This window comes from Cupriavidus sp. SS-3, assembly GCF_035818815.1.
Lineage (GTDB): Bacteria > Pseudomonadota > Gammaproteobacteria > Burkholderiales > Burkholderiaceae > Cupriavidus > Cupriavidus taiwanensis_C.
Map to the genome: position 1 here is coordinate 300120 of NZ_JAYLVT010000004.1, position 26331 is coordinate 326450.

Here is a 26331-nt window from a genome sequence, read left to right on the forward strand (position 1 = left end):
GTATCGGGAGCAAGGCCGGCATCTACCACGCCGCAGCGCCAACCGGACTTTTGAACCAGATCTTTTGAACCGGATGGACCGCGGGGACTGGCGCTCATCGAAAGCCTTCCGCTTCCCGCGTCCCGAGCGCACCTTCGGATAGGAAGACCGCCAGGCGCTGATCGCCGCTGCTTACCGCAGCCTGTCTGACTCCGCGCGATACCGCAATGCTGGCGATTGTATGGCATTCCCGGCTCCGCCTGCAACCATCATCCTGCTTGCGCGGGGTGCCGGCGCCGCAGGATGCCGCATGGGGCATCAAAACACCAGGCAAAAGCCCTGTTCCGCCAGCGAATGTGGCAGCAGCACCGCTCGCGCAATGCCAAGCCCGCCGAACGCCATCACGGCAAGGCCCGCGCCCAGGCGCACGCCCGGTCGCCGCGACCACAGTCTCAGATAGCCGGACAGCCCGGACAGCACCAGCAGGTTCGGCAGCGTGCCAAGCCCGAACACGCCCATCACCAGCGCGCCCGAGCCGGCATTGCCCGCCAGCAGCGCCAGCGTCAGCGCACCGTAGACCATGCCGCACGGCACCAGCCCCCAGGCCAGGCCCACGCCATAACGCCGGGCCAGCCCGCCGCGCGCCCGCACGAAGGCCGGCAACGCGCCGGCGACGCCGCCGAGCCGCCCGGCCACCGCAGCGCCGGCACGCGCCGCCAGCCGCTCCAGCCAGTTCACGGTAAAGGTACTGCCGCGCAGCAGGCGCCAGCCCGACCACAGCAGCATCAGGCTGCCGGCGCCGAACAGCCAGCGCTGCACTGGCAGGTAGTCCTGCTTCCAGGCGGTGGCGCCCGCGGCGCCCAGCGCCGCCCCGAGCAGCATATAGGTGGTAATCCTGCCAAAGTGCATCAACAGTAACTCGCCGAGCCATGCAGTGCGGCTGCGCACCAGGCTGACCGGCGCTGCCTTGCCGCGCCGCTGCTCCACGGCCAGCGCCACGCCGCCGCACATGGCGGCGCAGTGCACGCCGCCCAGCAGAGCGAGCAGGAAAACGCTGATCAATACTCCAAATGTCAATTCTGTCTCCCTGCCGGATCACATCGCACGGTAAAATGCCCATATCGTGCCCCGCTGCCATTTCTAGCAGGTTCCAATTGCTCACTTCCATCCCCATTACCGAGATGTCGCCCCGCTGCTCCACCTGTGCGATGGGACAGCTGTGCCTCCCGGTTGGCATGTCGCAGCAAGACCTTGCCAAGATCGACACGCTGGTGCAGGAACGCATCCGCGTGCACAAGGGGGAAACCCTTTACCGCATGGGTGACCCGCTCACCGCGGTCTACGCCATCCGCTTCGGTACGCTCAAGACGCATGTCACCACCGAAGACGGACGCTCGCAGATTACCGGGTTCCACCTGCCCGGTGAAATCGTCGGCCTCGACGGCCTGGGCGAGATGCAGCATGCATCCGATGCGACCGCACTCGAAGATACCGAGGTATGCGTGGTCCGCATGAACGATCTGCAGACGCTGTCCGCCGACCTGCCTTCGCTGCAACAGCAGTTCCTGCGCCTGATGGGCAAGGAAATCACGCACGACCAGCTGATGCTGGTCACGCTCGGCTCGATGCGCGCCGAGGAACGCCTCGCCGCCTTCCTGATCAACCTGTCGGAACGGCTGTCGGCGCGCGGTTATTCGGCGTCCGAGTTCGTGATGCGCATGAGCCGCGAAGAGATCGGCAGCTACCTCGGGCTGAAACTCGAGACCGTGAGTCGCCTGTTCTCGCGCTTTGCCGAGGCCGGGCTGATCCAGATCCGCCAACGGCATGTCAAGCTGATCGACATCGACGGCATCAAGCAACTCTACAGCCGTAGCTGCTGAGCCACCGCGGCGTTGCCGCGCCGCCTGCGGCGCCGGCAACGCGATAGTCCTTCCCTATTCCAGTTCGTCCGTATCCGCCAGCCGCGTCGGCATGGTGCACAGCGTCAGCCCGCTGGACAACGCGCAGAACACCCACGCCAGCAGGAAGCCGACGGTATAGACCGACTCGCGCGACGATTCGATCGGATGGCCGAAGAATTTGAGGTCGCCCGGATCGACGACGGAAAAAACCGTCGCCGTCGCCAGACCCGCCATCAGGAAGCCCGGCCACAGCACCCACATCAGCCAGCGCAACCTCATGGCTGCCTCGCTGCCGCGGACTTGGGCGCCACCGCTTCCACCTTCTCGACCACCAGGCCATGCCGCGCCGCGCCCTGCACCGGCAGGTCGGGGTGTGCCGACGCCAGCCAGATCGTCACGCCGCACGCCACCATGGCCACCAGCGGACCGGCCATCAGCAGCCATGGCCACGGTTCCTTCCACCACGGATTGCCTTGCTGACTCATCTTGCCCCCTTCGTCCTGGCGACTACGTGTGAGTCGCCTAGCTTCACAAATCGCGCGGCACGATAAAACTGGTGGATTGCCGAATTTCAGCATGCCCCTGCTCCGTGCCTTCGCTCGTTACTGTTACGTTGATCTTGTGCGTGCCTTGCCTGGCGGCCTCTATCGGCACGCGGATGCGGATCGGCAGCAGCCGGTTGGAGGTTGGCGCCAGCGATTCGGCCTGCTTGTCGTATTCGACCGTCAGGTCCTTCAGTTCATCGCTGTCGGCACGCACGCGGATCTGCATCGGCGCCTCGGTGGTGTTGATCAGTTGCAGCCGATAGACGTTCTCGATCCAGCGCCCTTCCACCTCCCGGCCCAGCGCACCGCGATCGCGGATGATGTCGACCTTCAGCGGCGTGCGCAGCATGATCGACGCCATGAACCCCGCCAGCAGCGCCACCCAGATCACCGAGTAGATGATGACGCGCGGACGCAGCAGGCGCTTGCGCGATGCCGCAGCGGACAGGCCCTTGCGCATTGCGTTTTCCGAGGTGTACCGGATCAGCCCGCGCGGGTAGTCCATCTTGTCCATGACCTGGTTGCAGGCGTCGATGCAGGCGCCGCAGCCGATGCACTCGTACTGCAGGCCATCGCGGATGTCGATGCCGGTCGGGCACACCTGCACGCAGATGCTGCAGTTGACGCAATCGCCAAGCCCGGCCTGGTGATGGTCGGTCTTGCGCGAGCGGCTGCCGCGCGGCTCGCCGCGGCCGACGTCATAGGTCACGACAAAGGTGTCGCGGTCCACCATCACGCTCTGGAAACGCGCGTAGGGGCACATGTACTTGCATACTTGCTCGCGCATGAAGCCTGCGTTGCCCCACGTGGCGAACGCGTAGAACAGCATCCAGAATGCCTGCCAGGGGCCCAGCGTCAGCGCCAGTACCTCGCCGCCCAGTTCGCGGATCGGCGCAAAGTAGCCGATGAACGTGAAACCGGTCCACAGTGCGATCAGCACCCACAGGAAATGCTTGGTTGCCTTGATGCGGAATTTGCGCAGGCTCCACGGATCCCCGTCGAGGCGGATGCGGGCGATGCGGTCGCCTTCGACCCGCCGCTCGATCCACATGAAGATCTCGGTGTAGACCGTTTGCGGACACGCGTAGCCGCAGAACAGCCGTCCCGAGATCGCCGTGAACAGGAACAGCGCCAGCGCGGAGATGACCAGCAGCACCGCCAGGTAGATCACGTCCTGCGGCCACAGCACCAGCCCGAAGATATAGAACTTGCGCTCGCCAAGGTCAAACAGCACGGCCTGGCGTCCGTTCCACTGGAGCCAGGGCGTGCCGTAGTAGATCAGCTGGGTCAGGATCACCAGCCAGACCCGCCAGCTGGAGAACGCGCCCTTCACCGAACGCGGATAGATTTTGCGGCGGACCTCGTAAAGGGTTTCTTCCGAGGTCTCGCCCGGCGCAGCGGCCGACCGTTGCAGGTCGGCCGCCCGGGCCACTTCTTCGGTCCCGGGCGCATTCATGGGCGAGTTCTCCCGCGAGCCTCGAGCGCTCGCTCACATGAGTCGTCGATCATTGCCCGGCTCCGCCTCCCGTATTGGACAACCCCCACACATAGGCCGTCAGCATGCGGATGCGTTCGGGCGTCAGGATTTCCTCGTGTGCCGGCATATGGTTGTTGTGGCCCTTCAGGATGGCCTCGACGATGCTGGCTTCCGAGCTGCCATAGAGCCAGACATTGTCCGACAGGTTCGGCGCACCGAGGGCCTGGTTGCCCTTGCCGCCGGCGCCGTGGCAGGCCACGCAGGTGGTCTTGAACGCGCCCTCGCCGCGCGACACGCGGATCGGATCCGACGACAGCCCGGACAGCGAACGCACATACTGCGCCACGTCGCCCGCCTGCTTGGCATCGATGACAGCGCCAAACGGCGGCATCACGCCATTGCGGCCCTTGGCGATGGTCTGGCTGATGGTCTCGGGCTCGCCGCCGTACAGCCAGTCGTTGTCGGTCAGGTTGGGGAAGCCCCGGCTGCCGCGCGCATCGGAGCCATGGCACTGCGCGCAGTAGTTCAGGAACAGGCGCTGGCCGATCTCGCGTGCCTGCGGGTCCGCCGCCACCTGCTTGACGTCCATCTTCAGGTACTTGCCGTAGATCTCGTTCTGCATGCGTTCCTGCGCCGCGCGGTGCGCGGCCAGTTCGCCCTGCGTGGAGAACTTCAGCACGCCGGCGTACGAGCCCAGGCCCGGATACAGCACAAGGTAGGCCAGGCCGAAAATGCAGGCCAGCAGGAACATCCACATCCACCAGCGCGGCAGCGGGTTGTTCAGTTCACGCAGGTCGCCATCCCAGACATGGCCGGTATCTTCCGTGCCGCCTGGGGTCTTGGTGATCTTGCGTTGGGAGAACAGCAGCCATACGCACCAGACGATGCCGATGAGCGCGATGGCGGCAATGTAGTAACTCCAGAAATCGGAAATGAAATCGCTCATGGCTAGGTGTTCCGGCTCGATGTTGTCGTAGTTTCGTCAGGCAGCGCGAACGGCAGCATGGCGGATTCGCGGTTGGCGGCCTGGCGGCCGGCGGACCAGGCCCACCAGCAGATGCCGAGGAAAACGACCATGGACACGACGGTCGCGATGGCGGTGATCATGGCCATGGCTTACTCCTTCGGTGCCGCGGCGGCGGCATCGACGCGCACGTTGCGACGGTTGGTGCCGAGGCCCTGCAGGTAGGCAACCAGCGCGTCTTCCTCGGTCTTGCCTTTCAGCTCTCCCGGCGCCTTTGCGATGTCGGCGTCGGTGTACGGCACGCCCAGCTTGACCAGCGCGCGCATGCGCGCCTGGATATCGTTGGTGGGCAGCTCGGCCTTCTCCAGCCACGGGTACGACGGCATCACGGATTCCGGCACCACGTCGCGCGGGTTGCGCAAGTGGATGCGCTGCCAGTCGTCGGAGTAGCGTCCGCCCACGCGCGCCAGATCGGGGCCGGTACGCTTGGAGCCCCACAGGAACGGATGGTCGTAGACCGATTCACCGGCGGTGGAGTAATGGCCGTAGCGCTCGGTCTCGGCCTGCAGCGTGCGCACCTGCTGCGAGTGGCAGCCGACGCAGCCTTCGCGGATATAGATATCGCGTCCCATCAGCCGCAGCGGCGAATACGGCGTGATGCCCGGATCCGGCTCGGTGGTGGAGTGCTGGAAGAACAGCGGCACGATCTGGACCAGACCCGCGATGCTGACCACGAGGATCGTGCAGATGATCAGCCAGCCGATGTTCTTCTCCAGCGTTTCGTGGGAAAAGAAGCGTTGTTTGTCGGACATCTTTCTATCCTGGATTGATCAGTGGGCGGAGGCGGCGATGCTGGCCGGAATCGGCGCATCCACGGCGGGCTTGCCGACGATGGTCTTGGCGATGTTGTAGGCCATCAGCAGCATGCCGGACAGGAAGCACATGCCACCCAGCAGGCGAATCAGATAGAACGGATATTTGGCCTTGACCGCTTCGACGAAGGCGTAGGTCAGCGTGCCGTCCGGCTGCGTGGCGCGCCACATCAGGCCTTCCATCACACCCGCGATCCACATCGAGGCGATATACAGCACCACGCCGATGGTCGCGATCCAGAAGTGCCATTCGATCAGGCGCACGCTGTACATCTGCTTCTCGCCGAACAGCCGCGGGATCAGGTAGTAGAGCGAACCGATGGAGATCATCGCGACCCAGCCCAGCGCGCCGGAGTGGACATGGCCGATGGTCCAGTCGGTGTAGTGCGACAGCGCGTTGACGGTCTTGATCGACATCATCGAGCCTTCGAAGGTCGACATGCCGTAGAACGACAGCGCCACCACCAGGAACTTCAGGATCGGGTCGGTGCGCAGCTTGTGCCAGGCGCCCGACAGCGTCATGATGCCGTTGATCATGCCGCCCCACGACGGCGCCAGCAGGATCAGCGAGAACACCATGCCGAGAGACTGTGCCCAGTCCGGCAGCGCGGTGTACTGCAGGTGGTGCGGGCCGGCCCACATGTAGGTGAAGTTCAGCGCCCAGAAGTGGACGATGGACAGGCGGTAGGAAAAGATCGGGCGCTCGGCCTGCTTGGGAATGAAGTAGTACATCATCCCCAGGAAGCTGGTGGTCAGGAAGAAGCCGACCGCGTTATGGCCGTACCACCACTGGATCATCGCGTCCTGCACGCCGGCATAGGCCGAGTAGGACTTCCACAGCGACACCGGCATCTCGATGTTGTTGACGATGTGCAGCAGCGCGATGGTCAGGATATAGGCGCCGAAGAACCAGTTGGCGACGTAGATATGCCGGGTCTTGCGCTTGACGATGGTGCCGAAGAACACGATCGCGTAGGCCACCCAGACCGCGGTGATCAGCAGGTCGATGGGCCATTCGAGTTCGGCGTATTCCTTGGAGCTGGTGATGCCCAACGGCAGCGTGATGGCGGCCGCGACGACGACCAGTTGCCAGCCCCAGAACGTGAATGCGGCCAGCGGGCCGCAGAACAGGCGCGCCTGGCAGGTGCGCTGGACCACGTAGTAGGAGGTGGCAAACAGCGCGCTGCCGCCGAAGGCGAAGATCACCGCATTGGTATGCAGCGGACGCAGCCGGCCGAACGACAGCCACGGTGTATTGAAATTGAGTTCGGGCCAGATCAGCTGTGCTGCCAGCAGCACGCCGACGGCCATGCCGACGATCCCCCAGACTACCGTCATGACAGCGAACTGTCTTACGACGCCGTAATTGAAGGTGTCGACGCGTGAAGACGCGGCAGTGACATCCATTCAGACCCCCAAAGCTTAGAGAAAATAAAAAACCTACTGATAGTGTGACTTTAGAAAAACCATGCCACGGGTGCGTTGATCTTTATCAAGCCGCTCCGGGCACGTCTTGAACCTGCGCGCGCGGCTCCGGTCCGAGGCACGCGCCGCGGGCTCACGGCTTGTCGTTGTCCAGCAGGATCGATTCGGCAGGCCGGTCCAGGTCGTCGTACTGCCCGGCATGAAGCGCCCACCACAGCGCGCCCGCGATGACCACCACGAGCACCAGGCTCATCGGCACCAGCAGGTAAAGCGTTTCCATCGTCAGGCTCCGTTATGCCGCGAGGTAGGCCGCGGCGTGCGCCGCGGCTTGCCGGCGCGCAGCAGGCGCCAGGCATTGGCGACCACCAGCAGCGAGGACAGCGACATGCCGATGCCCGCCATCCACGCCGTCACCAGCCCGGTCGCCGCCAGCGGAATGGCGACCACGTTGTAGAAAAAGGCCCAACCCAGGTTCTGGCGCACCACCCGGCGCGTCTGGCGCGACACGGCCAGCGCCGTCGCGATCTCGGCCACGCCGCCGTGCGTCAGCACCGCGTCCGCGCCGGCCTGGGCCAGCGGCGCGCCGCTGCCGATCGCAATCGATACCTGCGCCTGCGCCAGCACCGGCGCGTCGTTGATGCCGTCGCCGACGGCCAGCACCACGGCCCCGTCCTGCTGCAGCCGCGCCACGTAGTCGCGCTTGCCTTCGGGCGTGACCTCGCCGGCCATGCGCTCGATGCCGAAGTGCGCGGCCCACCAGTGCACCGCCGCCATGTTGTCGCCCGATACCAGGTGGCAGCGCACGCCCAGTTCGCGCAAGCGTGCCAGCAGCATCGGCGTTTCCTGGCGTTCGACGTCGGCCAGCACGAAGCGCGCCAGCGCGCCGGTCTCGGCGCCCAGCCAGACTACCGTGGCGCCGGGATGCTTAAGGTTGTCGGCAGCGGCCGGCGCAGGCTGGCCAGCACCGCCCAGCGCCAAGACAAAATCGGCGCGGCCGAGGCGCAGGCGGCGGCCCGCGACCACCGCCTCGAGACCGGCACCGGGAACGTTGCGCATGTCGCTGACGTGCAGCGGCAGGCCGGTCAGATCGGGCGCCGCCGCCACCAGCGCGCGCGCGATCGGATGCTCGCCGCCACGCTCCATCGCTGCGGCCAGCGTCAGGCATCGAGCGGAATCGGCGTCTCCCAGCGGCTCGACCGCCGCCACGGCAAAGCGGCCCTCGGTCAGCGTGCCGGTCTTGTCGAGCACCACGTCGGTGACGCGGGCGAGCGTTTCCAGCGCGTGGCCGCGCGCCAGCAGCACGCCGCGCCGCGACAGCGCCGCGCCGGCCGCGGCCAGTGCCGCCGGCGTAGCCAGCGACAACGCGCACGGGCAGCTGACCACCAGCACCGCGATGGTCACCAGCAAGGCCCGCGAGGGATCGATCCAGAGGCCCCAGACCATACCGGTCAGTGCCGCCAGCACCAGCAGCGTCGCCACGAACCAGCCCGCCACGCGGTCGGCCAGTGTCGCCAGGCGCGGCTTCTCGGCCAGCGCGCGGTCCAGCACCGCGACGATCTCGGCCAGGCGGGTGCCGGCGCCGACGCGGGTCACGCGCAGTTCCAGCGGGCTGGCGGTATTGAAGCTGCCGGCCAGCACGGTGTCGCCGGCGCAGCGGCGCACCGGGCGGCTTTCGCCGGTCAGCATGGATTCATCGAGTGCGCTGGTACCCGAAGTGACCGCGCCGTCCGCCGGGACGATCTCTCCCGCCTTGACGCGGATCAGGTCGCCCGCGCGCAGTCGCGCGACCGGGATGCGCTCGCCCGCCGCACCGGCCGTGGCCAGGCGTTCGCACGTGGCGGGCAATTGGCGCGCCAGCATTTCGGCACCGCTGCGCGAGGCCTGGCGCACGCGCAGTTCCAGGTAGCGGGCCAGCAGCAGGAAGGCGACGAACATCGTCACCGAATCGAAATAGACCTCGCCCACGCCGCGCACCGTGGCCAGCGCACTGGCGGCAAAGCCCGCGGCGACGCCGATCGCCACCGGCACGTCCATGCCCATATGGCGCTGGCGCAGGCTGCGCCAGGCGCCGGCGAAGATCGGCGAGGCGGCATAGCACACCACCGGCAAGGTCAGCGCGAAGCTGGCCCAGCGCATCAGCTGCAGCTGGCCGGGATCGATGGTGGCTTCGTGGGTATAGATCGGCCACGCGTACATCATCACCTGCATCATGCCGAGCATGGCCACCGCCATGCGCATCAGCAGGCCGCGACGCGCGCGGCGGTCCTGCAGGTCGGTGCGCGAGACTTCGAAGGGCCAGGCCATGTAGCCGATGCCGGCCAGCGCCGCCAGCAGCCCCGACACCGTCTGGGCGTCGTCACGCCAGCGCACCACCACGCGCCGCGTGGCGACATTGGCGACCGCCGATTCCACGCCCGGCTGGCGCGACAGATGCTGCTCGATCAGCCACGCGCAGGCGGCGCAGCGGATATTCTCGGGAGCCAGCGTGATCTCGGCGCGGCCGCCGTCGAGCGGGCGGACAAATTGCGCGCGCAGTTCCGGGGCATCGTAGGCAGCCCAGACCGGCTCGGCCTGGCGCCGAGCATCGTCGTCGATGGGCCGGGCGAAGCGGGCTTCGTCGCCGTACAGGTGGGCAAAGCCGGCCGCATGGAGGGTCTGCGCCAGGGCCTGGCAACCGCCGCAGCAGAATACGCGGCGGCTGCCGTCCAGGTCGGCGGCGAGCGGTTCGGCATCGGTGACCGGCAACCCGCAGTGGAAGCAGGCCAGCGCCGCGCCGGCGCCGCGCGCAGCCATGTCCGCGCCATCGTGCCCGCCGGGCGGCGGAAATGGCGCCAGCATGCTGACGGAAGGACTGGTGGCTGGGGGCGGCGACATGGGGACCTTTTTCTACCCCGTCGAGGATATAGGCCGGCCCCCGATTTCAACTTGATATAGATCAAGGCGGCCCGGGTACGTCGCCCCGGGCCTGGAACACGGTCAGGTGAGCGTCGTATCCATGGTGCGGCGCTCGGATTCCAGGTACTCGCGCGACTGCATCTCGATGATGCGCGACACAGTGCGATGGAATTCGTTGGCCATCTGGCCTTCGGTATAGAGTTCGTCGGCCGGCACTTCCGCCGACATCAGCAGCTTGACCTTGTGGTCGTAGAAGACGTCGATCAGCCAGGTGAAGCGGCGTGCCTCGGACGACATCCGCGGCGTCATGCGCGGCACGTCGGACAGGATCACCGTATGGAACTGCGAGGCCAGTTCCAGGTAGTCGTTCTGCGAGCGCGGGCCGCCGCACAGCGTGGCAAAGTCGAACCACACCACCCCGTTGGCCTTGCGCAGCGAGCGCAGCTCGCGATGCTCGATATGCAGCAGCGGCGACTCGTCGGCGACGCCGGCAATCGAAGTGAAGGCATCCCGCAGCGCCGAGTTGGCCTTGGCGTCCAGCGGGGTGTGGTAGGCCTGCACCTGTTCCAGCGCGCGCTTGCGGTAGTCGATGCCGGCATCGACATTGAGCACGTCCAGCTTCTGCTGCAGCAGCGCGATGGCGGGCAGCACGCGGTCGCGGTGCAATCCATCGGTGTACAGCAGGTCGGGCCGGTAGTTGGAGGTCATCACGAACTGCACGCCGTTGTCGAACAGCTGCTGCAGCAGGCGATGCAGGATCATCGCGTCGGCGACGTCGCTGACATGGAATTCGTCGAAGCAGATCAGGCGGAAACGGCGCGCGATGCGCCTGGCCAGTTCGTCGAGCGGGTCGGGACGGCCGCGCAGCTCTTCCAGCTGGCGGTGCACCTCGCGCATGAATTCATGGAAATGCAGCCGCGTCTTGCGCACCACCGGCACGCAGGTATAAAAGCTGTCCATCAGGAACGACTTGCCGCGCCCCACCCCGCCCCACATATAGACGCCCTGCGGCACATCGGGGCGCACCAGCAGCTTTTTCAGCGCGTTGTTGCGGCGCCCCTTGTAGGCGACCCATTCGTCGTAGCACTGCTGCAGCCGGGCCACGGCGCGCAGCTGGGCCTCGTCGGACTGGTAGCCGCGCTCCTTCAGTTCCTTCTCGTAGTACTCGGTGACGTTCATGCTCGGGGCTCACGCGGCACGGGCCGCAAGTGAAAACGGCGCGCCGCAGGACGGCGCGCCGGTACTCAGGCAGCGGCGGACATGCGCCTTACATATTGAGTTGACGCTTGTCGACGGCCAGCGCGGCTTCGCGCATGACTTCCGACATCGACGGGTGCGGATGGCAGACGCGGCCGATATCCTCGCTGGCGGCCTTGAACTCCATCGCCACCACGGCTTCGGCGATCAGGTCCGAGGCGTTGGCGGCAACGATGTGCACGCCCAGGATCTCGTCGGTCTTGGCATCCGCCAGCATCTTGACGAAGCCGTCGGCGTGGCCCATGCCCAGCGCACGGCCGTTGGCCATGAACGGGAACTGGCCGGCCTTGTACTCGCGGCCTTCGGCCTTGAGCTGGGCTTCGGTCTTGCCTACCCATGCGATTTCCGGGAAGGTGTAGATCACCCACGGTACGCAGTTGTAGTCGATATGCGGCTTCTGGCCGGCGATGCGCTCGGCCACGGCCACGCCCTCGTCCTCGGCCTTGTGCGCCAGCATCGGGCCACGCACCACGTCGCCGATGGCCCACAGGCCCGGCACCTTGGTGGCGCAATGGTCGTCCACCTCGATAAAGCCGCGCTGGTCGACCGCCAGGCCGACTGCGTCCAGGCCCAGGTTGTCGGTATTCGGCACGCGCCCGACCGACACGATCAGGCGATCGACTTCCAGCGTCTGGGAGGCGCCATCCTTGTCGGTGTACTTGACCGTCACGCCCTTCTTGCCGGTGGTGACTTCGTCCACCTTCACGCCCAGGCTGAACTTCAGGCCCTGCTTGGTCAGCTGCTTCTGCGCTTCCTTGGCCACGCCTTCGTCGGCGGCGCCCAGGAAGGCGGGCAGCGCTTCCAGCACGGTCACGTCCGAACCCAGGCGGCGCCACACCGAACCCAGCTCCAGGCCGATCACGCCGGCGCCGATCACGCCCAGCTTCTTCGGCACTGCGGGGAACTTGAGCGCGCCTTCGTTATCGCTGACCAGGTCGTTGTCGACGGTGATGCCGGGCAGGTGGCGGGCCTTCGAACCGGTGGCGATGATGACCTGCTTGGCGGTCACCACTTCACCGGCGATCTCGACCTGGAAGCCTTCGGCACTCTTGCCGACGAACTTGCCGTAGCCCTTGAGCAGCGTCACCTTGTTCTTGCGGAACAGGAACTCGATGCCCTTGGTCATCTTGCCGACGATATCGTCCTTGCGCTTGAGCATCTTGGCCACGTCGACCTTGACGTCGCCCACGGTGATGCCGTGGTCGCCCAGGTGGTGCTGGACGTTCTCGAACTCTTCCGAGGAAGCCAGCAGCGCCTTGGAGGGGATGCAGCCCACGTTCAGGCAGGTGCCGCCCAGGCGGGCTTCGCCCTTGGGATCGTCATATGCATTGCCTTCGCAGCAGGCCACGTTCAGGCCCAGCTGGCCGGCACGGATGGCGGCGATATAGCCGCCGGGGCCGGCGCCGATCACCAGCACGTCGAATTGTTTGCTCATGGAAATTCCTTGTTGGGCGCCGGCTGCAACGCGTGCCGGCGCGCCGTGATCACGGGAGCGCGCTCCCCGCGCACGCACTGGCGTGCGCGGAGGGACCGGCTGTTACAGGTCCAGCAGCAGGCGCGCCGGATCTTCCAGTGCGTCCTTCATGGCGACCAGGCCCAGCACGGCTTCGCGGCCGTCGATGATGCGGTGGTCGTAGGACATGGCCAGGTAGTTCATCGGACGGATCACGATCTGGCCGTCTTCCACCACCGGGCGGTCCTTGGTGGCGTGCACGCCCAGGATGGCCGACTGCGGCGGGTTGATGATCGGGGTCGACAGCATCGAGCCGAACACGCCGCCGTTGGAGATCGAGAAGGTGCCGCCGCTCAGCTCTTCCAGCGACAGCTTGCCGTCACGGGCCTTGACGCCGAACTCGGCGATCTTCTTCTCGATGTCGGCCAGGCTCATCTGGTCGGCGTTGCGCAGGATCGGCACCACCAGGCCACGCGGCGAACCGACGGCGATACCGATGTCGAAGTAGCCGTGGTAGACGATGTCGTTGCCGTCGATCGAGGCGTTGATCAGCGGGAACTTCTTCAGCGCGTGCACCGCGGCCTTGACGAAGAACGACATGAAGCCCAGCTTCACGCCGTGCTCCTTCTCGAAGCGGTCCTTGTACTTGTTGCGCAGGTCCATCACCGGCTTCATGTTCACTTCATTGAAGGTGGTGAGGATGGCGTTGGTGGCTTGCGACTGCAGCAGGCGCTCGGCGATGCGGGCACGCAGGCGGCTCATCGGCACGCGCTCTTCCGGGCGGTCGCCCAGGGCGGCGAAGTCGACCGGGGCCGAAACCTGCTGCAGGGCCGGCTTGGCCGCGGCCGGAGCCGGCGCTGCCTTGGCGGCCGGAGCGGCGGCGGCGGCAATCGCGTCGCCCTTGGTGATGCGGCCGTCCTTGCCGGTGCCGGCAACCTGGCCAGCCGACAGGCCGGCTTCGGCCATCAGCTTGGCGGCCGACGGCATGGCCACGGCACCGGCGGCGGCCGGAGCGGCGGCAGCGGCCGGGGCCGGCGCGGCGGCGGCAGGAGCCGGAGCGGCGGCGGCCGGGGCGGCGGCGCCAGCGGTGGCTTCGGTGTCGATCTTGGCGATGATTTCATCGGCCACCACGGTGTCGCCGTCGTTCTTGACGATCTGCGACAGCACACCTGCCGACGGGGCCGGCACTTCCAGCACGACCTTGTCGGTTTCGATTTCGATCAGGATCTCGTCCTGGGCAACGGCTTCGCCTGGCTTCTTCTTCCAGTTGAGCATGGTCGCTTCGGCGACCGATTCGGAGAGTTGCGGAACCTTGACGTCAACGATAGCCATGGTGGTGAATTCCTCGTGTTATGCGTGTTGTCTTGATGCTGGCGAGGCCACGGGGCGCCTGCGCGCGCCGCCGTGGCTGCCGACTGATTACTTGGTCAGAACAAAGCCCTTGAGCTTGCCGAAGGCCGCGTCCAGCAGCGCCTTCTGTTGCTCGTTGTGCTTTGCGTAGTAGCCCACCGCCGGCGAAGCCGAAGCGGGGCGACCGGCATAACCGAGCTTCTGGCCGTCCGTCATGTTTTCCATGATGTAGTGCTGCACGAAGAACCAGGCGCCCTGGTTCTGCGGCTCGTCCTGGCACCACAGGATCTCGTTGGCGTTCGGGTACTTCTTCAGTTCCGCGGCCAGCGCCTTGTGCGGGAACGGGTACAGCTGTTCCAGGCGGATGATCGCGGTGTCGTTGGCCTCGCGTTCCTTGCGGGTGTTGACCAGGTCGTAGTACACCTTGCCCGAGCACATGATGACGCGCTTGACCTTGCTGGCGTTCAGTTCTTCGTGGTCGCCGATGACGGTCTCGAAATGGCCCTTGGCCAGGTCGGACAGCGGCGACACCGCATCCTTGTTACGCAGCAGCGACTTCGGCGTCATGATCACCAGCGGCTTGCGGAACAGGCGGATCATCTGGCGGCGCAGCAGGTGGAAGATCTGGGCCGGCGTGGTCGGCTGGCAGACCTGCATGTTGTGATCCGCGCACAGCTGCAGGAAGCGCTCGATGCGCGCCGAGCTGTGTTCCGGACCCTGGCCTTCGTAGCCGTGCGGCAGCATCAGCGTCAGGCCCGAGGCACGGCCCCACTTCACTTCACCCGACGAGATGAACTGGTCGATCACCACCTGGGCGCCGTTGACGAAGTCGCCGAACTGGGCTTCCCAGATCACCAGCGCGTTCGGCTCGGCGGCAGAGTAGCCGTACTCGAAGCCCAGCACGGCTTCTTCGGACAGCACCGAGTCGATCACCGTGAACGGTGCCTGGTTTTCCGACACGTTCTGCAGCGGCACGTAGCTGCCGGCATCCCAGCGCTCGCGGTTCTGGTCGTGCAGCACGGCGTGGCGGTGGGTGAAGGTGCCGCGGCCGGCGTCCTGGCCGGTGATGCGCACCGGGTAGCCCGACGACACCAGCGAGGCGAAGGCCAGGTGCTCACCCATGCCCCAGTCAAGCGGCTGGTCGCCGCGGCCCATGTTGGCGCGGTCCTTGACGACCTTCTCCACCAGCGGGTGCAGCTTCAGCGTCTCGGGCGTAGTAGTGATGCGTTCGGCCAGGCGCTTCAGTTCCGTCACCGGCACGGCGGTGTCGGCGGCGTCGGTCCACTTGCGGTTCAGGAACGGCATCCAGTCGACGGCGAACTTGTTCTTGAAGTTCGACAGCACCGGATCGGCGGTGTGCTTGCCGGCGTCCATCGCGGCGCGGTATTCCTTGACCTTCTCGTCGCCGAAATCGGCCGGGACGAGGTTTTGCGCGGCCAGCTTGTCGGCGTACAGCTTGCGCGTGCCGGGGTGCTGGGCGATCTTCTTGTACATCAGCGGCTGCGTGACCGCGGGGGTGTCCTGCTCGTTGTGACCCAGCTTGCGGAAGCAGATGATGTCGACCACGACATCCTTCTTGAACTCCATGCGGAAGTCCACCGCCAGCTGCATGGCGTACACCACGGCTTCGGGGTCGTCGCCGTTCACGTGCAGCACCGGGGCCTCGATCATCTTGACCACGTCCGTGCAATACAGCGTCGAACGGGCGTCGCGCGGGTCGGAGGTGGTGAAGCCGATCTGGTTGTTGATGACGATGTGCATCGAGCCGCCCGTGCCGTAGCCGCGGGTCTGCGCGAGGTTCAGCGTCTCCATCACCACGCCCTGGCCGGCAAAGGCGGCGTCGCCGTGCACCTGCACCGGCAGCACTTCCTTGTGGCCGACTTCGCCGCGGCGTTCCTGGCGGGCCTTGGCCGAGCCTTCGACCACCGGGTTGACGATTTCCAGGTGCGACGGGTTGAACGCCAGCGACAGGTGGACGGGGCCGCCTTCGGTCGAGACATCGCTCGAGAAGCCCTTGTGGTACTTGACGTCACCGGCCGGCAGGTCGTCGACGTGCTTGCCTTCGAATTCGGCGAACAGGTCGGCGGGCATCTTGCCCAGGGTGTTCACCAGCACGTTCAGGCGGCCGCGGTGGGCCATGCCGATCACGATTTCCTGCACGCCCTTGCTGCCGGCGTGCTGGATCAGCTCGTCCATGGCGGCGATGAAGCTTTCGCCACCTTCGAGCGAGAAGCGCTTCTGGCCGACGTACTTGGTGTGCAGGAAGCGCTCCAGGCCCTCAGCCGCGGTCAGGCGGTCCAGGATGTGCTTCTTCTTTTCCAGCGTGAACACCGGCTTGGAACGCGTGGTTTCCAGGCGCTCCTGCCACCAGCGCTTCTGCGCCTGGTCGCTCACGTACATGAATTCGAAGCCGATGGTGCCGCAGTACGTTTCACGCAGGTTGTTGAGCAGCTCGCGCAGGCTCATCGACTCCTTGCCGAAGTAGGTATTGCTGGCGTTGAAGACGATATCGAGATCGGCTTCGGAAAAACCGTAGAAGGCGGGGTCCAGATCCGGCAGGGGCGGACGCTCCTGGCGCTTGAGCGGGTCCAGGTCGGCCCAGTGCGAACCGATGTTGCGGTAGGCGGCGATCAGCTGCGTGGCAGCGACGCGCTTGCGGCCCATGTCGGAATCGGCCGATGCAACGATGGTGCGGATGGGACCTTGCTTGGCGCGCTCGGCGAACGAGGCAACGATGGGAGCGTGGGCGATATCCCGGCCGTTCGAGCCGTCGACGGCGGGAACGTTCTGCATGGCGTCGAAGTACGCGCGCCAATTGTCGGGAACCGAGGCGGGGTTCTGGAGGTAGGCTTCGTACAGTTCTTCGACATAGGGGGCGTTACCGCCGAAGAGGTACGAATTGCTCTGATACTGCTGCATCATGGGACGCTCACTTTTCTCCGGGTCTGCCGGAGTTCAGCGGGTTATTCAACCTTCCGCGACACGGCTTGACCGGTTAGCGGATCGCAAACAACTCTTGGGAGCCTGTGGAGGCACTTACGCAAACGGCACCACCAGGGTGCCGCATGCGATGGCCGCCTCACAAGGCGCGAAAGGGCAAGTTGTGCGGGGAAGGACCTTAAGTCTTCACGCCGGTAAGGATAGCACGGATTGCGTTTGATCAATGTGGACTTTTCGCGATACGAAACACAGTCGCGCGACAATTCCAACCGCGTTCAGCGAATTCGCAACAGCCGCACAACAATTTGAATCAGGGGACGATCTGGTCGACTGCGTCGGTGATCACCCCATCGAGCCCCCATTCCAGCAACTGCGCCGCCCGCGCCGGATCGTTGACGGTGTAGGCGAGCACGCGCAGGCCGGCCGCATGTGCGGCGGCAATCACGGCGGCATCCAACTCGCGGTGGTTTGCATCGAGCGCGACGCAACCGAGCCGGCGCACCCGCTCCAGCCAGTCGCCGGGCAGCTGGTCCAGCAGCAGCGCGCGCGGCAGGTCGGGCGCGGCGCGCGCCGCGGCGGCAAGGGCTTCTTCCGAAAACGAGGACAGCAGCGGCGGCACTTCGGTGCCGGCCCACAGCGACTGGGCGTCGATGGCCACCGCGGCGCCGGTGCGTGCCTCGGTGCCGGGCACCGGCTTGATCTCGATATTGACCAGGAAGCCGTTGGCGCGGGTGTAGCGCGCGATCGCCGCCAGCGTCGGCACCGGCTCGCCGGCGAAGGCCGGGCCGTGCCAGCTGCCGGCGTCGAGCAACGCCAGTTCGCCCAGCGTCAGCGCATCGACCCTGCCCTGGCCGCTGGTGGTGCGGTCAAGGGTGGCGTCGTGCATCAGCACCGGCTTGCCGTCGGCCGACAGCTTCACGTCGAACTCGAACATGCGGTAGCCAAAGCCCGCGCCGTGTCGGAACGCGGCCAGCGTGTTCTCCGGCGCCAGCTTGCCTGCGCCGCGGTGCGCGATGTGGCTGGGATAGCGCCAGGCGTTGTCGGTTGCGGTGGTCATGTCAGGCCTCGATGCGCTTGCCGGTGTCCGGCGCAAAGAAATGCAGGTGCTCGGCCGACGAAGTCACCGGCAGGCGGTCACCGGCGCACACGCGCGCATGACAGTCCAACCGCACCACCACGGCCTGTCCGCCGAGCGAACCGTAGGCGAAGGAATCCGCGCCCAGCGCCTCGACCACGCGCACATCGACTTCGGCAATCGCCTCATGCGGGGCGCAGGGCTCGATATGCTCCGGCCGCAGACCCAGCAGCGCCTGCTCCGGCAGGTGCAGCCCCATCGGCAGGTGACCGAGCGTGGCATTGGCGGCTTCGCCCTCCTTCGCCACCACGCGCATCTGCGCGTTGGTGTTGCCGCCGGCGTTACGCGCCACCGGGATCAGGTTCATCGGCGGCGAGCCGATAAAGCCGGCCACGAAGGTGCTGGCCGGCCGCGCATAGACTTCCAGCGGCGTACCGATCTGCTCGACCCGGCCGGCATTGAGCACCATCATGCGGTCGGCCAGCGTCATCGCCTCGACCTGGTCGTGCGTCACATAGAGGCTGGTGGTGCCCAGGCGCCGGTGCAATTCCTTCAGTTCCAGCCGCATCTGCACGCGCAGCTTGGCGTCGAGGTTGGACAGCGGCTCGTCGAACAGGAATACCGCCGGCTCGCGCACGATGGCGCGCCCCATGGCGACGCGCTGGCGCTGCCCGCCGGACAGCTGGCGCGGCTTGCGCTCGAGCAGCGGCGCGAGCTCGAGAATGCCGGCGGCGTGGTTGACGCGCTGCGCGATCTCGGCCTTGCCCATGCCGCGGATCTTGAGGCCGTAGGCCATGTTGTCGTACACGCTCATATGCGGATAGAGCGCGTAGTTCTGGAACACCATGGCGATGTCGCGCTCGGCCGGCTCCAGCTGGTTGACCACCTTGTCGCCGATATCGATCTCGCCGCCGGTGATGGTTTCCAGCCCGGCCACCATGCGCAGCAGCGTGGACTTGCCGCAGCCCGAGGGCCCGACGATGACGATGAACTCGCCGTCGGCGATTTCCATGTCGATGCCATGCACGACCTGGGCGCCGCCGGCGTAAGTTTTCTGAACGTTGCGTAGTGACAGTTTTGCCATTGTGTTCCGCTTATTTCTCGGTTTCGACCAGGCCCTTGACGAACCACTTCTGCATCAGCACCACCACCACCGCGGGCGGGATCATGGCCAGCATCACCGTGGCCATCACCAGGTTCCAGTCGGTGGCGGCATCGCCCGAGCGCGAGATCATCTGCGTCACGCCCACCACCACCGGCGTCATCGACTTCTGCGTGGTGATCAGCAGCGGCCACAGGTACTGGTTCCAGCCGTAGATGAACTGGATCACGAACAGCGCGGCGATGCTGGTGCGCGACAGCGGCAGCACCACGTCCCAGAAAAAGCGCAGCGGCCCGGCGCCGTCGATGCGCGCGGCTTCGGCCAGCTCATCGGGAATGGTCAGGAAGAACTGGCGGAACAGGAAGGTCGCCGTCGCCGACGCGATGATCGGAATCGTCAGCCCGAAGTAGCTGTCGAGCAGCCCCAGATCCGATACCACCTTGTAGGTCGGCAGGATGCGCACCTCGACCGGCAGCATCAGCGTGATGAAGATCAGCCAGAAGAAGGTCTTGCGCAGCGGGAACTTGAAATAGACGATGGCAAAGGCCGAGATGATCGAGATCGCGATCTTTCCCAGCGCGATGCCGAGCGCCATGATCAGGCTGTTCTTCATCATGGTCGAGACCGGCGACGCGGCCTCGCCCACGCCCTGGAACAGCACGGTGCGATAGTTGTCGATCAGGTGGCTGCCGGGGATCAGCGTCATCGGCGCGTCGAGCACCTCTTCGGCGGTCAGCGTCGACGCGACGAAGGTGAGGTACACCGGGAACACCACGATGACGATGCCGAGGATCAGCACCGCGTGGGTCAGGAAATCTAGAAAGGGACGACGTTCTACCATGGGCTGTCTCCGTCAGTACTGGACCTTGCGTTCCACGTAGCGGAACTGCACCACGGTCAGCGCGATCACGATCACCATCAGCACCACCGACTGCGCGGCCGAGCCGCCGATGTCCATGCCGCGGAAGCCGTCATGGAAGACCTTGTACACCAGCGTGTTGGTCGAATTGAACGGCCCGCCGTGCGTGACCGCGTCGATGATGGCGAAGGTATCGAAGAACGCGTAGACCACGTTGATCACCATCAGGAAGAAGGTGGTCGGCGACAGCAGCGGGAACACGATCGACCAGAAGCGGCGCCAAGGGCCCGCGCCGTCGATGGCGGCGGCCTCGATCAGCGAGCGCGGGATGCTCTGCAGCCCGGCCAGGAAGAACAGGAAGTTGTAGCTGATCTGCTTCCAGGCCGCGGCCAGCACCACCAGCAGCAGGGCCTGGTTGCCATTGAGCAGGAAGTTCCATTCGACGCCGAGCTTGCGCAGCGCAAACGACACCACCCCCAGGGTCGGGTTGAACATGAACATCCACAGCACGCCCGCCACCGCCGGCGCCACCGCATATGGCCAGATCAGCAGAGTCTTGTAGCCCACCGCGCCGCGGATCACGCGGTCGGCAAAATAGGCCAGCGCCAGCGCGGTGGTCAGGCCGACCACGGTCACGCCCACGGCAAAGATGGCGGTGACCTGGAATGACTCGACATAGAGCGGGTCGTTCCACAGCATGCGGAAGTTGTCCAGGCCGACGAACTCCAGGTTGATGCCGAAGGCATCCTGCTGCAGCATCGACTGGTACAGGGCCTGCCCGGCGGGCAGGAAAAAGAAGATCAGCGTGATCGCGATCTGCGGCAACACCAGCAGATACGGCAGCCACGGCGAACGGAACACGACGCGTTTTTCCATGAACGGATTCCGGCGGATGCCGCGGATGGCGGCATCGGACTAGGTACGGAGTAGGTACAAAGCGGCGGGCGGCCCCGATCGGGGCCGGCCACAAAGCAAGCGGGCGGAGGTTTCGCCGCCGCCCGCCTGTCACGTCAGCCTGCTGGCAAGGCGGTGCCTTATTCGCGCGCGGTCTTCTGGAAGCGCTCCAGCAGGTCGTTGCCACGCGCCACGGCGGAGTCAAGCGCTGCCTTGGGCTCCTTCTTGCCGGCCCAGACGGCTTCCAGCTCCTCGTCGACCACGGTGCGGATCTGCACCATATTGCCCAGGCGCACGCCGCGCGACTTGTCGGTGGTCTTGACCACCATCTGCTGCACCGAGACGTCGGCGCCGGGGTTCTTGTCGTAGTAGCCCGACTTCTTGGTGGCCTCGTAGGCAGCCATCGTCACCGGCAGGTAGCCGGTGGCCTGGTGCCAGTCAGACTGGATCTCGGGGCGCGACAGGTAATTGAAGAACTTGGCGACGCCCTTGTACTCTTCAGGCTTCTTGCCGCCCATCACCCACAGCGACGCGCCGCCGATGATGGTGTTCTGCGGCGCGCCCTGCACGTCCGGATAGTACGGCAGCTGCGCCACCGCGAACGCGAACTTGGCGTTCTTGCGGATATTGGCCAGCGACGCCGACGAGCCGGTGAACATGGCGCATTCGCCGTTGTAGAACTTGGCCTGCGATTCGGCCTTGCGCCCGCCATAGCTGAAGTAGCCCTTCTTCACCATGTCCTGCAGGTTGGTGACGTGCTTGACGTGCAGCGGGCTGTTGAAGACCAGGCGCGTGTCGGTGCCGCCGAAGCCGTTGTTCTTGGTGGCGTACAGCGTGTTGTGCCAGGCCGAGAAGCTCTCCAGGTGGACCCAGCCCTGCCAGTCGGTGGTGTAGGCGCAGTTGGTGCCGGAGGCCTTGAGCTTGGCCGAATACTGCATCACCTCGGGCCAGGTCTTGGGCGGCTTTTCCGGATCCAGGCCGGCCTTCTTGAAGGCGTCCTTGTTGTAGTAGAACACCGTGGTCGAGCTGTTGAACGGGAACGACAGCATCTCGCCCTTGGACGAGGTGTAGTAGCCCGCCACGGCCGGGATGTAAGCCTTCTGGTCGAACTTCTCGCCGGCGTCCTTCATCACGGTCGACACCGGCTTGATCGCGCCCTTGGCGCTCATCATGGTGGCGGTGCCGACCTCGAACACCTGCAGGATCGCCGGCGCGCCGCCGGCGCGGAAGGCGGCGATGCCCGCCGCCATGGTCTCGTCGTAATTGCCCTTGTTGACCGGCACCACTTTGTATTCGGACTGGCTGGCGTTGAACTTGTTGGCGATTTCGTTCACCTTGTCGTTCAGCGCGCCCTGCATGGCGTGCCACCACTGGATTTCAACAGCGGCGTGCGCGCTGCCGGCCCCGGTCAGGGCGGCCAGCGCGGCGAGTTGGAGCACGGTACGGGATACGGACATCGAAAGCCCTCCTTGGTCTGTCTGTTGCAGTCAGTCAAATCCGACAGCATGTGATTTTTTTGTGACAGCGGCATGTTACGCCCGTCGCACCTGCGCAAGCAAATCAGCAGATTCACCAGTATGGCCGTCTGGCTGCTTTTTGCAGTGCAATAAACGAATTTGGCCGCAGATCCATTGTTACAATGGCCCGCCATGCAATCCCTGAACAAGCTCTCTAATACGGCGCTGCGCAACGTGCGCGGCGTACTGACCGACATCGACGGCACCCTGACCACCGACGGCCGGCTGCCGGCCTCGACCTACCTGGCCCTCGACGGCCTGCGCCGGGCCGGCCTGCATGTGATCCCGGTGACCGGGCGCTGCATCGCGTGGGCCGAGATCCTGACGCGGCTATGGCCGGTCGATGCGATCATCGGCGAGAACGGCGCGTTCTATTCGCACCTGCACAACGGCCGGCTGCAGACCCGCTTCCTCGACGACGCAGAGACGCGCGCGCGCAACCTCGAGCGCATCCACGCATTGGGTCAGCGCATCGTGCGCGAGGTGCCCGGCTGCGCGCTGGCTTCCGACCAGGCCTGGCACGCCGCCGACCTGGCCATAGACCATGCCGAGGACGTGGTGCCGCTGCCCGAGGACGCCGTCGCACGCATTGCTGCGCTGATGCGCGAGGCCGGCATGACCGCCACCGTCAGTTCCATCCATGTCAACGGCTGGTTCGGCCGGCATGACAAGCTGTCGATGAGCAAGCTGTGCGTGGCCGAGTTGCTGGGCGAGGACGTCGATGCACGGCGCGACCAGTGGCTGTTTATCGGCGACTCGGCCAACGATGCCTCGATGTTTGCGCATTTCCCGCTGTCGGTGGGGGTGGCCAACGTGCGCGATATCCTGCCGCAGCTGCCGGTGCCGCCGGCTTACATCACCACCGCCGCGGGTGGCGAGGGTTTTGCGGAGATGGCGCGGCGGCTGATCGAGGCGCGCGGCTGAACCCGGCCCCGCAAAAGAAAAAACGGCCGGGAATAATCCCGGCCGTTTTTTTCTTTGCCTTGTGCGCACCGTGGTGGCTCAGTCGAAGCCCAGCTCCTGCAGCTTGCGCGTGATGGTGTTGCGCCCGATCCCGAGCCGGGTCGCGGCTTCGACGCGGCGGCCGCGGGTAACGCCCAGCGCGGCTTCCAGCACCGCCTTTTCGAACCGGCGCGTCAGCAGGTCCATCACTTCGGGCTGGCCGGCTTCCAGCATGGCGCGCGCCTCGGCGGCGAGCAGGCTTTCCCATCCGGCGGCCGCCGGTGCCTGCACCGGCGCCTGGGCCACCGCTGCGGCCGGCGCGGGGCGGACCACCGTGGCCGTGTCGGCCTCGGCCACCGGCACCGCAAACCCGCCATAGTCGGCCAGTTCCTGGGCGCCTTCATACTCGGCCACGCGCAGGTCGGGCGCGCGCTCCGGCCGCGGCGCATTGACCGGCTCGCTGGTGCCCGCTTCCAGCATCTCGCGCGGCAGGTCCTTGACCTCGATGGTCTGCGCCGGCGCCATCACGGTAAGCCAGTTGCAGAGGTTTTCCAGCTGGCGCACGTTGCCGGGGAACGGCAGCGTGCTGACATAGGCCAGTGCCTCGTCCGACATGCGCTTGGGCTCGACGCCAAGCTCCTTGGCGCTCTTCTGCAGGAAATGGCGCGCCAGCAGCGTGATGTCCTCCGGCCGCTCGCGCAGCGGCGGCAGGCGCAGCCGGATCACGTTCAGGCGGTGGAACAAGTCCTCGCGGAACAGCCCTTCCTTGACGCGCAGCTCCAGGTTCTGGTGCGTGGCGGCAATCACGCGCACATTGGCACGCAAGGGGTTGTGGCCGCCGACGCGATAGAAATTGCCGTCGGACAGCACGCGCAGCAGGCGGGTCTGCAGGTCGAACGGCATGTCGCCGATTTCATCGAGGAACAGCGTGCCGCCCTCGGCCTGCTCGAAGCGGCCTCGGCGCATGGTCTGCGCGCCGGTGAAGGCGCCGCGCTCGTGGCCGAACAGTTCGGATTCGAGCAGGTCCTTCGGAATGGCCGCGGTATTGAGCGCGATGAACGGGCCGTTGGCGCGCGGGCTGTGCTTGTGCAGCGCGCGCGCCACCAGTTCCTTGCCGGTGCCGGACTCGCCGGTGATCATCACCGTCACGTTGGATTGCGACAGCCGGCCGATGGCGCGGAACACGTCCTGCATCGCCGGTGCCTGGCCGAGGATCTCGGGCGCGTCGAGCAGGCGGTCGTCCATTTCTTCTTCGCGCAGGCTTTCTTCCAGCGCGCGGCGGATCAGCTCGACCGCCTTGTCGACATCGAAGGGCTTGGCCAGGTATTCGAAGGCGCCGCCCTGGAACGCTGCCACCGCGCTGTCCAGGTCGGAGTACGCCGTCATCACGATGACCGGCAGGCCCGGGTGCCGCGCCTTGATCGCCTGCAGCAGGTCGAGGCCGGAACCGCCGGGCATGCGGATATCCGAGATCAGCACCTGCGGCTGGTCTTCCTCCAGCGCGGCCAGCGCGTCCCGCACATTGGTGAAGCTGCGCGAGAGCAGGCTTTCACGGGCGAGGGCCTTTTCCAGGACCCAGCGGATTGATTGATCGTCGTCGACTATCCAGATCGGCTTCATGTGCGTCGCTTGTCTGCTCGGTGTCAGTTGGTCTTCCGCATGCCCTGGCCACGTCGGTGCACGCGCTTGCGGACGCCGGCAAAGGCTAGTGCAGCGGCAGCAGGATACGGAAGTCGGTACAGCCCGGCCTGCTCTCGCATTCGATCAAGCCCTCGTGCTGCTGCACGAAGGTTTGAGCGAGTGTGAGACCCAGTCCGCTGCCGCCATCCCTGCCCGATACCAGCGGATAGAAGATGCGCTCGCGGATGTCTTCGGGGATGCCCGGGCCGTTGTCGATCACATGCAAGTCCAATGCCAGCTTGAACAGGCGCTTGGCGATGGTGACCTGGCGCGCGATGCGCGTGCGCAGCACGATCTGCGCGTCGCCGCGCGCGATGCGGTCGGCCAGCGCCTGCGCGGCGTTGTGGACGATGTTGAGCACGGCCTGGATCAGCTGCTCCATGTCGCCCTGCAGCTCGGGCAGGCTGGCGTCGTAGTCGCGCACGATCTCCAGCCCGTTGGGAAACTCGGCCAGCACCACCGAGCGCACGCGCTCGAGCACCTCGTGGATATTCAGGCTCGATACGATATGCGGATGCCGGTGCGGCTCCAGCAGCCGGTCCACCAGCGTCTGCAGCCGGTCCGACTCCTTGATGATGACCTGCGTGTACTCGCGCAGCGAGCGCTCCGGCAGCTCGAACTCCAGCAACTGCGCCGCGCCGCGGATGCCGCCCAGCGGGTTCTTGATCTCGTGGGCGAGGTTGCGGATCAGCTCCTTGTTGGCCGAGGTCAGGTCGAGGATGCGTTCCTCGCGGTCGCTGCGCACCTTCTGCTCGTTGGGCAGGATCTCGACCACCACGGTGTCGCCGACCGCCTCGAGCGCGGCGATCACCACGTGCACATGGAGCGGGTCCTGTAGCGGCGGATGCAGGATCAGGTCCTGCCGGCGCACGTCGAACTGCCGCGTGACCACGGTGTCGAGCATGTTGTGCAACTCATCCGATTTGCCGAACAGGTCCGGCAGCGTCAGTTCGACCATGCCCTTGCGCGACACGCCGAAGGTGGCCTCGGCGGCCGGATTCGCGTAGACCACGCGCAGCCCCGGCTGGCGCACCAGCAGCACCGGGTTGGCGACCACATCCAGGCCGGCATGGAACGCCGCCGCGCCGATGCTGAGCACGCGCGCGCCGGTTTCGGACGATGCCGGGTTCGCCGCGGGCGGCTCGGCCCGCGCGCCATCGGCACTGCCGGCCTTGCGTGACACTCCGCGAATCAGGCGACGCAT

At 66.0% G+C, this 26331-nt stretch carries 23 protein-coding genes; 2 read left to right on the forward strand and 21 right to left on the reverse strand.

All coding sequences use genetic code 11. From position 1 onward, the window contains the following. Window positions 1–297: 297 nt before the first annotated feature. Window positions 298–1056 (reverse strand): sulfite exporter TauE/SafE family protein, encoded by a 759-nt coding sequence (locus U9J39_RS09195; RefSeq protein ID WP_115709935.1) that lies wholly within the window; start codon window positions 1054–1056, stop codon window positions 298–300. Between the two features lie 77 nt (window positions 1057–1133). On the opposite strand from U9J39_RS09195, the gene fnr reads away from it, so the two are divergent. Continuing rightward, a complete protein-coding gene (gene fnr, locus U9J39_RS09200) occupies window positions 1134–1859 on the forward strand; it encodes a fumarate/nitrate reduction transcriptional regulator Fnr (RefSeq protein ID WP_018007730.1) in 726 nt (241 codons plus the stop codon). Window positions 1860–1913: 54 nt separating this feature from the next. Here fnr and U9J39_RS09205 read toward each other — a convergent pair whose 3' ends face one another. From U9J39_RS09205 to ugpB, 18 genes are all read right to left on the reverse strand, one after another. Then, the gene (locus U9J39_RS09205; protein ID WP_326346948.1) at window positions 1914–2159 is read right to left on the reverse strand and encodes a hypothetical protein; all 246 of its coding nucleotides are present in this window, start codon (window positions 2157–2159) and stop codon (window positions 1914–1916) included. Continuing rightward, window positions 2156–2365, reverse strand: coding sequence for a FixH family protein (locus U9J39_RS09210; RefSeq protein WP_115709938.1), 210 nt, complete (start codon window positions 2363–2365; stop codon window positions 2156–2158). The genes U9J39_RS09205 and U9J39_RS09210 overlap by 4 nt, the downstream gene beginning before the upstream one ends. Before the next feature lie 43 nt (window positions 2366–2408). Then, window positions 2409–3881 carry a cytochrome c oxidase accessory protein CcoG gene (gene ccoG / locus U9J39_RS09215; RefSeq protein WP_326346949.1) on the reverse strand — a complete coding sequence of 491 codons (1473 nt, stop codon included), beginning with the start codon at window positions 3879–3881 and terminating at the stop codon, window positions 2409–2411. A 49-nt stretch (window positions 3882–3930) separates the two neighbouring features. Next, complete coding sequence (ccoP, locus tag U9J39_RS09220; RefSeq protein ID WP_111517746.1) at window positions 3931–4848, reverse strand: cytochrome-c oxidase, cbb3-type subunit III; 918 nt, start codon at window positions 4846–4848, stop codon at window positions 3931–3933. A 2-nt stretch (window positions 4849–4850) separates the two neighbouring features. Continuing rightward, window positions 4851–5015, reverse strand: coding sequence for a cbb3-type cytochrome oxidase subunit 3 (locus U9J39_RS09225; RefSeq protein ID WP_010809472.1), 165 nt, complete (start codon window positions 5013–5015; stop codon window positions 4851–4853). 3 nt (window positions 5016–5018) lie between these two features. After that, window positions 5019–5678 (reverse strand): cytochrome-c oxidase, cbb3-type subunit II, encoded by a 660-nt coding sequence (gene ccoO, locus U9J39_RS09230; protein WP_115709942.1) that lies wholly within the window; start codon window positions 5676–5678, stop codon window positions 5019–5021. A gap of 18 nt (window positions 5679–5696) precedes the next feature. Further along, window positions 5697–7145, reverse strand: a complete 1449-nt coding sequence (gene ccoN, locus U9J39_RS09235) for a cytochrome-c oxidase, cbb3-type subunit I (protein ID WP_326346950.1) — start codon at window positions 7143–7145, stop codon at window positions 5697–5699. Window positions 7146–7296: 151 nt separating this feature from the next. Beyond that, entirely contained in the window at window positions 7297–7443 is a 147-nt protein-coding gene (gene ccoS / locus U9J39_RS09240; RefSeq protein WP_010809469.1) for a cbb3-type cytochrome oxidase assembly protein CcoS, read from the reverse strand. Window positions 7444–7445: 2 nt separating this feature from the next. Further along, window positions 7446–10037: a heavy metal translocating P-type ATPase gene (locus U9J39_RS09245; protein WP_326346951.1), complete on the reverse strand. Its 2592-nt coding sequence runs from the start codon at window positions 10035–10037 to the stop codon at window positions 7446–7448. A gap of 102 nt (window positions 10038–10139) precedes the next feature. Next, window positions 10140–11237: a cell division protein ZapE gene (gene zapE / locus U9J39_RS09250; RefSeq protein ID WP_115680496.1), complete on the reverse strand. Its 1098-nt coding sequence runs from the start codon at window positions 11235–11237 to the stop codon at window positions 10140–10142. Window positions 11238–11325: 88 nt separating this feature from the next. Continuing rightward, a complete protein-coding gene (gene lpdA, locus U9J39_RS09255) occupies window positions 11326–12750 on the reverse strand; it encodes a dihydrolipoyl dehydrogenase (protein WP_115709947.1) in 1425 nt (474 codons plus the stop codon). A 102-nt stretch (window positions 12751–12852) separates the two neighbouring features. Then, window positions 12853–14100: a 2-oxoglutarate dehydrogenase complex dihydrolipoyllysine-residue succinyltransferase gene (gene odhB, locus U9J39_RS09260; RefSeq protein WP_326346952.1), complete on the reverse strand. Its 1248-nt coding sequence runs from the start codon at window positions 14098–14100 to the stop codon at window positions 12853–12855. 87 nt (window positions 14101–14187) lie between these two features. Further along, on the reverse strand, window positions 14188–17040 hold the full coding sequence (locus U9J39_RS09265; RefSeq protein ID WP_115709951.1) for a 2-oxoglutarate dehydrogenase E1 component: 2853 nt from the start codon (window positions 17038–17040) through the stop codon (window positions 14188–14190). A gap of 328 nt (window positions 17041–17368) precedes the next feature. After that, window positions 17369–18115 carry a glycerophosphodiester phosphodiesterase gene (ugpQ, locus tag U9J39_RS09270; RefSeq protein WP_326346953.1) on the reverse strand — a complete coding sequence of 249 codons (747 nt, stop codon included), beginning with the start codon at window positions 18113–18115 and terminating at the stop codon, window positions 17369–17371. Between the two features lies 1 nt (window position 18116). Next, complete coding sequence (locus U9J39_RS09275; protein ID WP_326346954.1) at window positions 18117–19217, reverse strand: sn-glycerol-3-phosphate import ATP-binding protein UgpC; 1101 nt, start codon at window positions 19215–19217, stop codon at window positions 18117–18119. Between the two features lie 10 nt (window positions 19218–19227). After that, a complete protein-coding gene (gene ugpE / locus U9J39_RS09280) occupies window positions 19228–20076 on the reverse strand; it encodes a sn-glycerol-3-phosphate ABC transporter permease UgpE (protein ID WP_092309164.1) in 849 nt (282 codons plus the stop codon). Between the two features lie 12 nt (window positions 20077–20088). Further along, complete coding sequence (ugpA, locus tag U9J39_RS09285; protein ID WP_062800547.1) at window positions 20089–20970, reverse strand: sn-glycerol-3-phosphate ABC transporter permease UgpA; 882 nt, start codon at window positions 20968–20970, stop codon at window positions 20089–20091. 158 nt (window positions 20971–21128) lie between these two features. Then, the gene (ugpB, locus tag U9J39_RS09290; protein ID WP_115703631.1) at window positions 21129–22445 is read right to left on the reverse strand and encodes a sn-glycerol-3-phosphate ABC transporter substrate-binding protein UgpB; all 1317 of its coding nucleotides are present in this window, start codon (window positions 22443–22445) and stop codon (window positions 21129–21131) included. 192 nt (window positions 22446–22637) lie between these two features. On the opposite strand from ugpB, the gene U9J39_RS09295 reads away from it, so the two are divergent. Next, window positions 22638–23429, forward strand: a complete 792-nt coding sequence (locus tag U9J39_RS09295; RefSeq protein WP_326346955.1) for an HAD-IIB family hydrolase — start codon at window positions 22638–22640, stop codon at window positions 23427–23429. 78 nt (window positions 23430–23507) lie between these two features. Here the strand turns inward: U9J39_RS09295 and ntrC are convergent, their stop codons facing one another. Further along, window positions 23508–25067 carry a nitrogen regulation protein NR(I) gene (gene ntrC / locus U9J39_RS09300; RefSeq protein WP_116312730.1) on the reverse strand — a complete coding sequence of 520 codons (1560 nt, stop codon included), beginning with the start codon at window positions 25065–25067 and terminating at the stop codon, window positions 23508–23510. 85 nt (window positions 25068–25152) lie between these two features. Continuing rightward, window positions 25153–26331 (reverse strand): nitrogen regulation protein NR(II), encoded by a 1179-nt coding sequence (gene glnL, locus U9J39_RS09305; protein ID WP_115709961.1) that lies wholly within the window; start codon window positions 26329–26331, stop codon window positions 25153–25155.

What these genes read in the sequence shown, in the direction of transcription:
- U9J39_RS09205 (WP_326346948.1), bottom strand. Translation starts at nt 2,159, where the DNA reads ATGAGGTTGCGCTGGCTGATGTGGGTGCTGTGGCCGGGCTTCCTGATG.
- U9J39_RS09210 (WP_115709938.1), bottom strand. Translation starts at nt 2,365, where the DNA reads ATGAGTCAGCAAGGCAATCCGTGGTGGAAGGAACCGTGGCCATGGCTG.
- ccoG (WP_326346949.1), bottom strand. Translation starts at nt 3,881, where the DNA reads ATGAATGCGCCCGGGACCGAAGAAGTGGCCCGGGCGGCCGACCTGCAA.
- ccoP (WP_111517746.1), bottom strand. Translation starts at nt 4,848, where the DNA reads ATGAGCGATTTCATTTCCGATTTCTGGAGTTACTACATTGCCGCCATC.
- U9J39_RS09225 (WP_010809472.1), bottom strand. Translation starts at nt 5,015, where the DNA reads ATGGCCATGATCACCGCCATCGCGACCGTCGTGTCCATGGTCGTTTTC.
- ccoO (WP_115709942.1), bottom strand. Translation starts at nt 5,678, where the DNA reads ATGTCCGACAAACAACGCTTCTTTTCCCACGAAACGCTGGAGAAGAAC.
- ccoN (WP_326346950.1), bottom strand. Translation starts at nt 7,145, where the DNA reads ATGGATGTCACTGCCGCGTCTTCACGCGTCGACACCTTCAATTACGGC.
- ccoS (WP_010809469.1), bottom strand. Translation starts at nt 7,443, where the DNA reads ATGGAAACGCTTTACCTGCTGGTGCCGATGAGCCTGGTGCTCGTGGTG.
- U9J39_RS09245 (WP_326346951.1), bottom strand. Translation starts at nt 10,037, where the DNA reads ATGTCGCCGCCCCCAGCCACCAGTCCTTCCGTCAGCATGCTGGCGCCA.
- zapE (WP_115680496.1), bottom strand. Translation starts at nt 11,237, where the DNA reads ATGAACGTCACCGAGTACTACGAGAAGGAACTGAAGGAGCGCGGCTAC.
- lpdA (WP_115709947.1), bottom strand. Translation starts at nt 12,750, where the DNA reads ATGAGCAAACAATTCGACGTGCTGGTGATCGGCGCCGGCCCCGGCGGC.
- odhB (WP_326346952.1), bottom strand. Translation starts at nt 14,100, where the DNA reads ATGGCTATCGTTGACGTCAAGGTTCCGCAACTCTCCGAATCGGTCGCC.
- U9J39_RS09265 (WP_115709951.1), bottom strand. Translation starts at nt 17,040, where the DNA reads ATGATGCAGCAGTATCAGAGCAATTCGTACCTCTTCGGCGGTAACGCC.
- ugpQ (WP_326346953.1), bottom strand. Translation starts at nt 18,115, where the DNA reads ATGACCACCGCAACCGACAACGCCTGGCGCTATCCCAGCCACATCGCG.
- U9J39_RS09275 (WP_326346954.1), bottom strand. Translation starts at nt 19,217, where the DNA reads ATGGCAAAACTGTCACTACGCAACGTTCAGAAAACTTACGCCGGCGGC.
- ugpE (WP_092309164.1), bottom strand. Translation starts at nt 20,076, where the DNA reads ATGGTAGAACGTCGTCCCTTTCTAGATTTCCTGACCCACGCGGTGCTG.
- ugpA (WP_062800547.1), bottom strand. Translation starts at nt 20,970, where the DNA reads ATGGAAAAACGCGTCGTGTTCCGTTCGCCGTGGCTGCCGTATCTGCTG.
- ugpB (WP_115703631.1), bottom strand. Translation starts at nt 22,445, where the DNA reads ATGTCCGTATCCCGTACCGTGCTCCAACTCGCCGCGCTGGCCGCCCTG.
- U9J39_RS09295 (WP_326346955.1), top strand. Translation starts at nt 22,638, where the DNA reads ATGCAATCCCTGAACAAGCTCTCTAATACGGCGCTGCGCAACGTGCGC.
- ntrC (WP_116312730.1), bottom strand. Translation starts at nt 25,067, where the DNA reads ATGAAGCCGATCTGGATAGTCGACGACGATCAATCAATCCGCTGGGTC.
- glnL (WP_115709961.1), bottom strand. Translation starts at nt 26,331, where the DNA reads ATGCGTCGCCTGATTCGCGGAGTGTCACGCAAGGCCGGCAGTGCCGAT.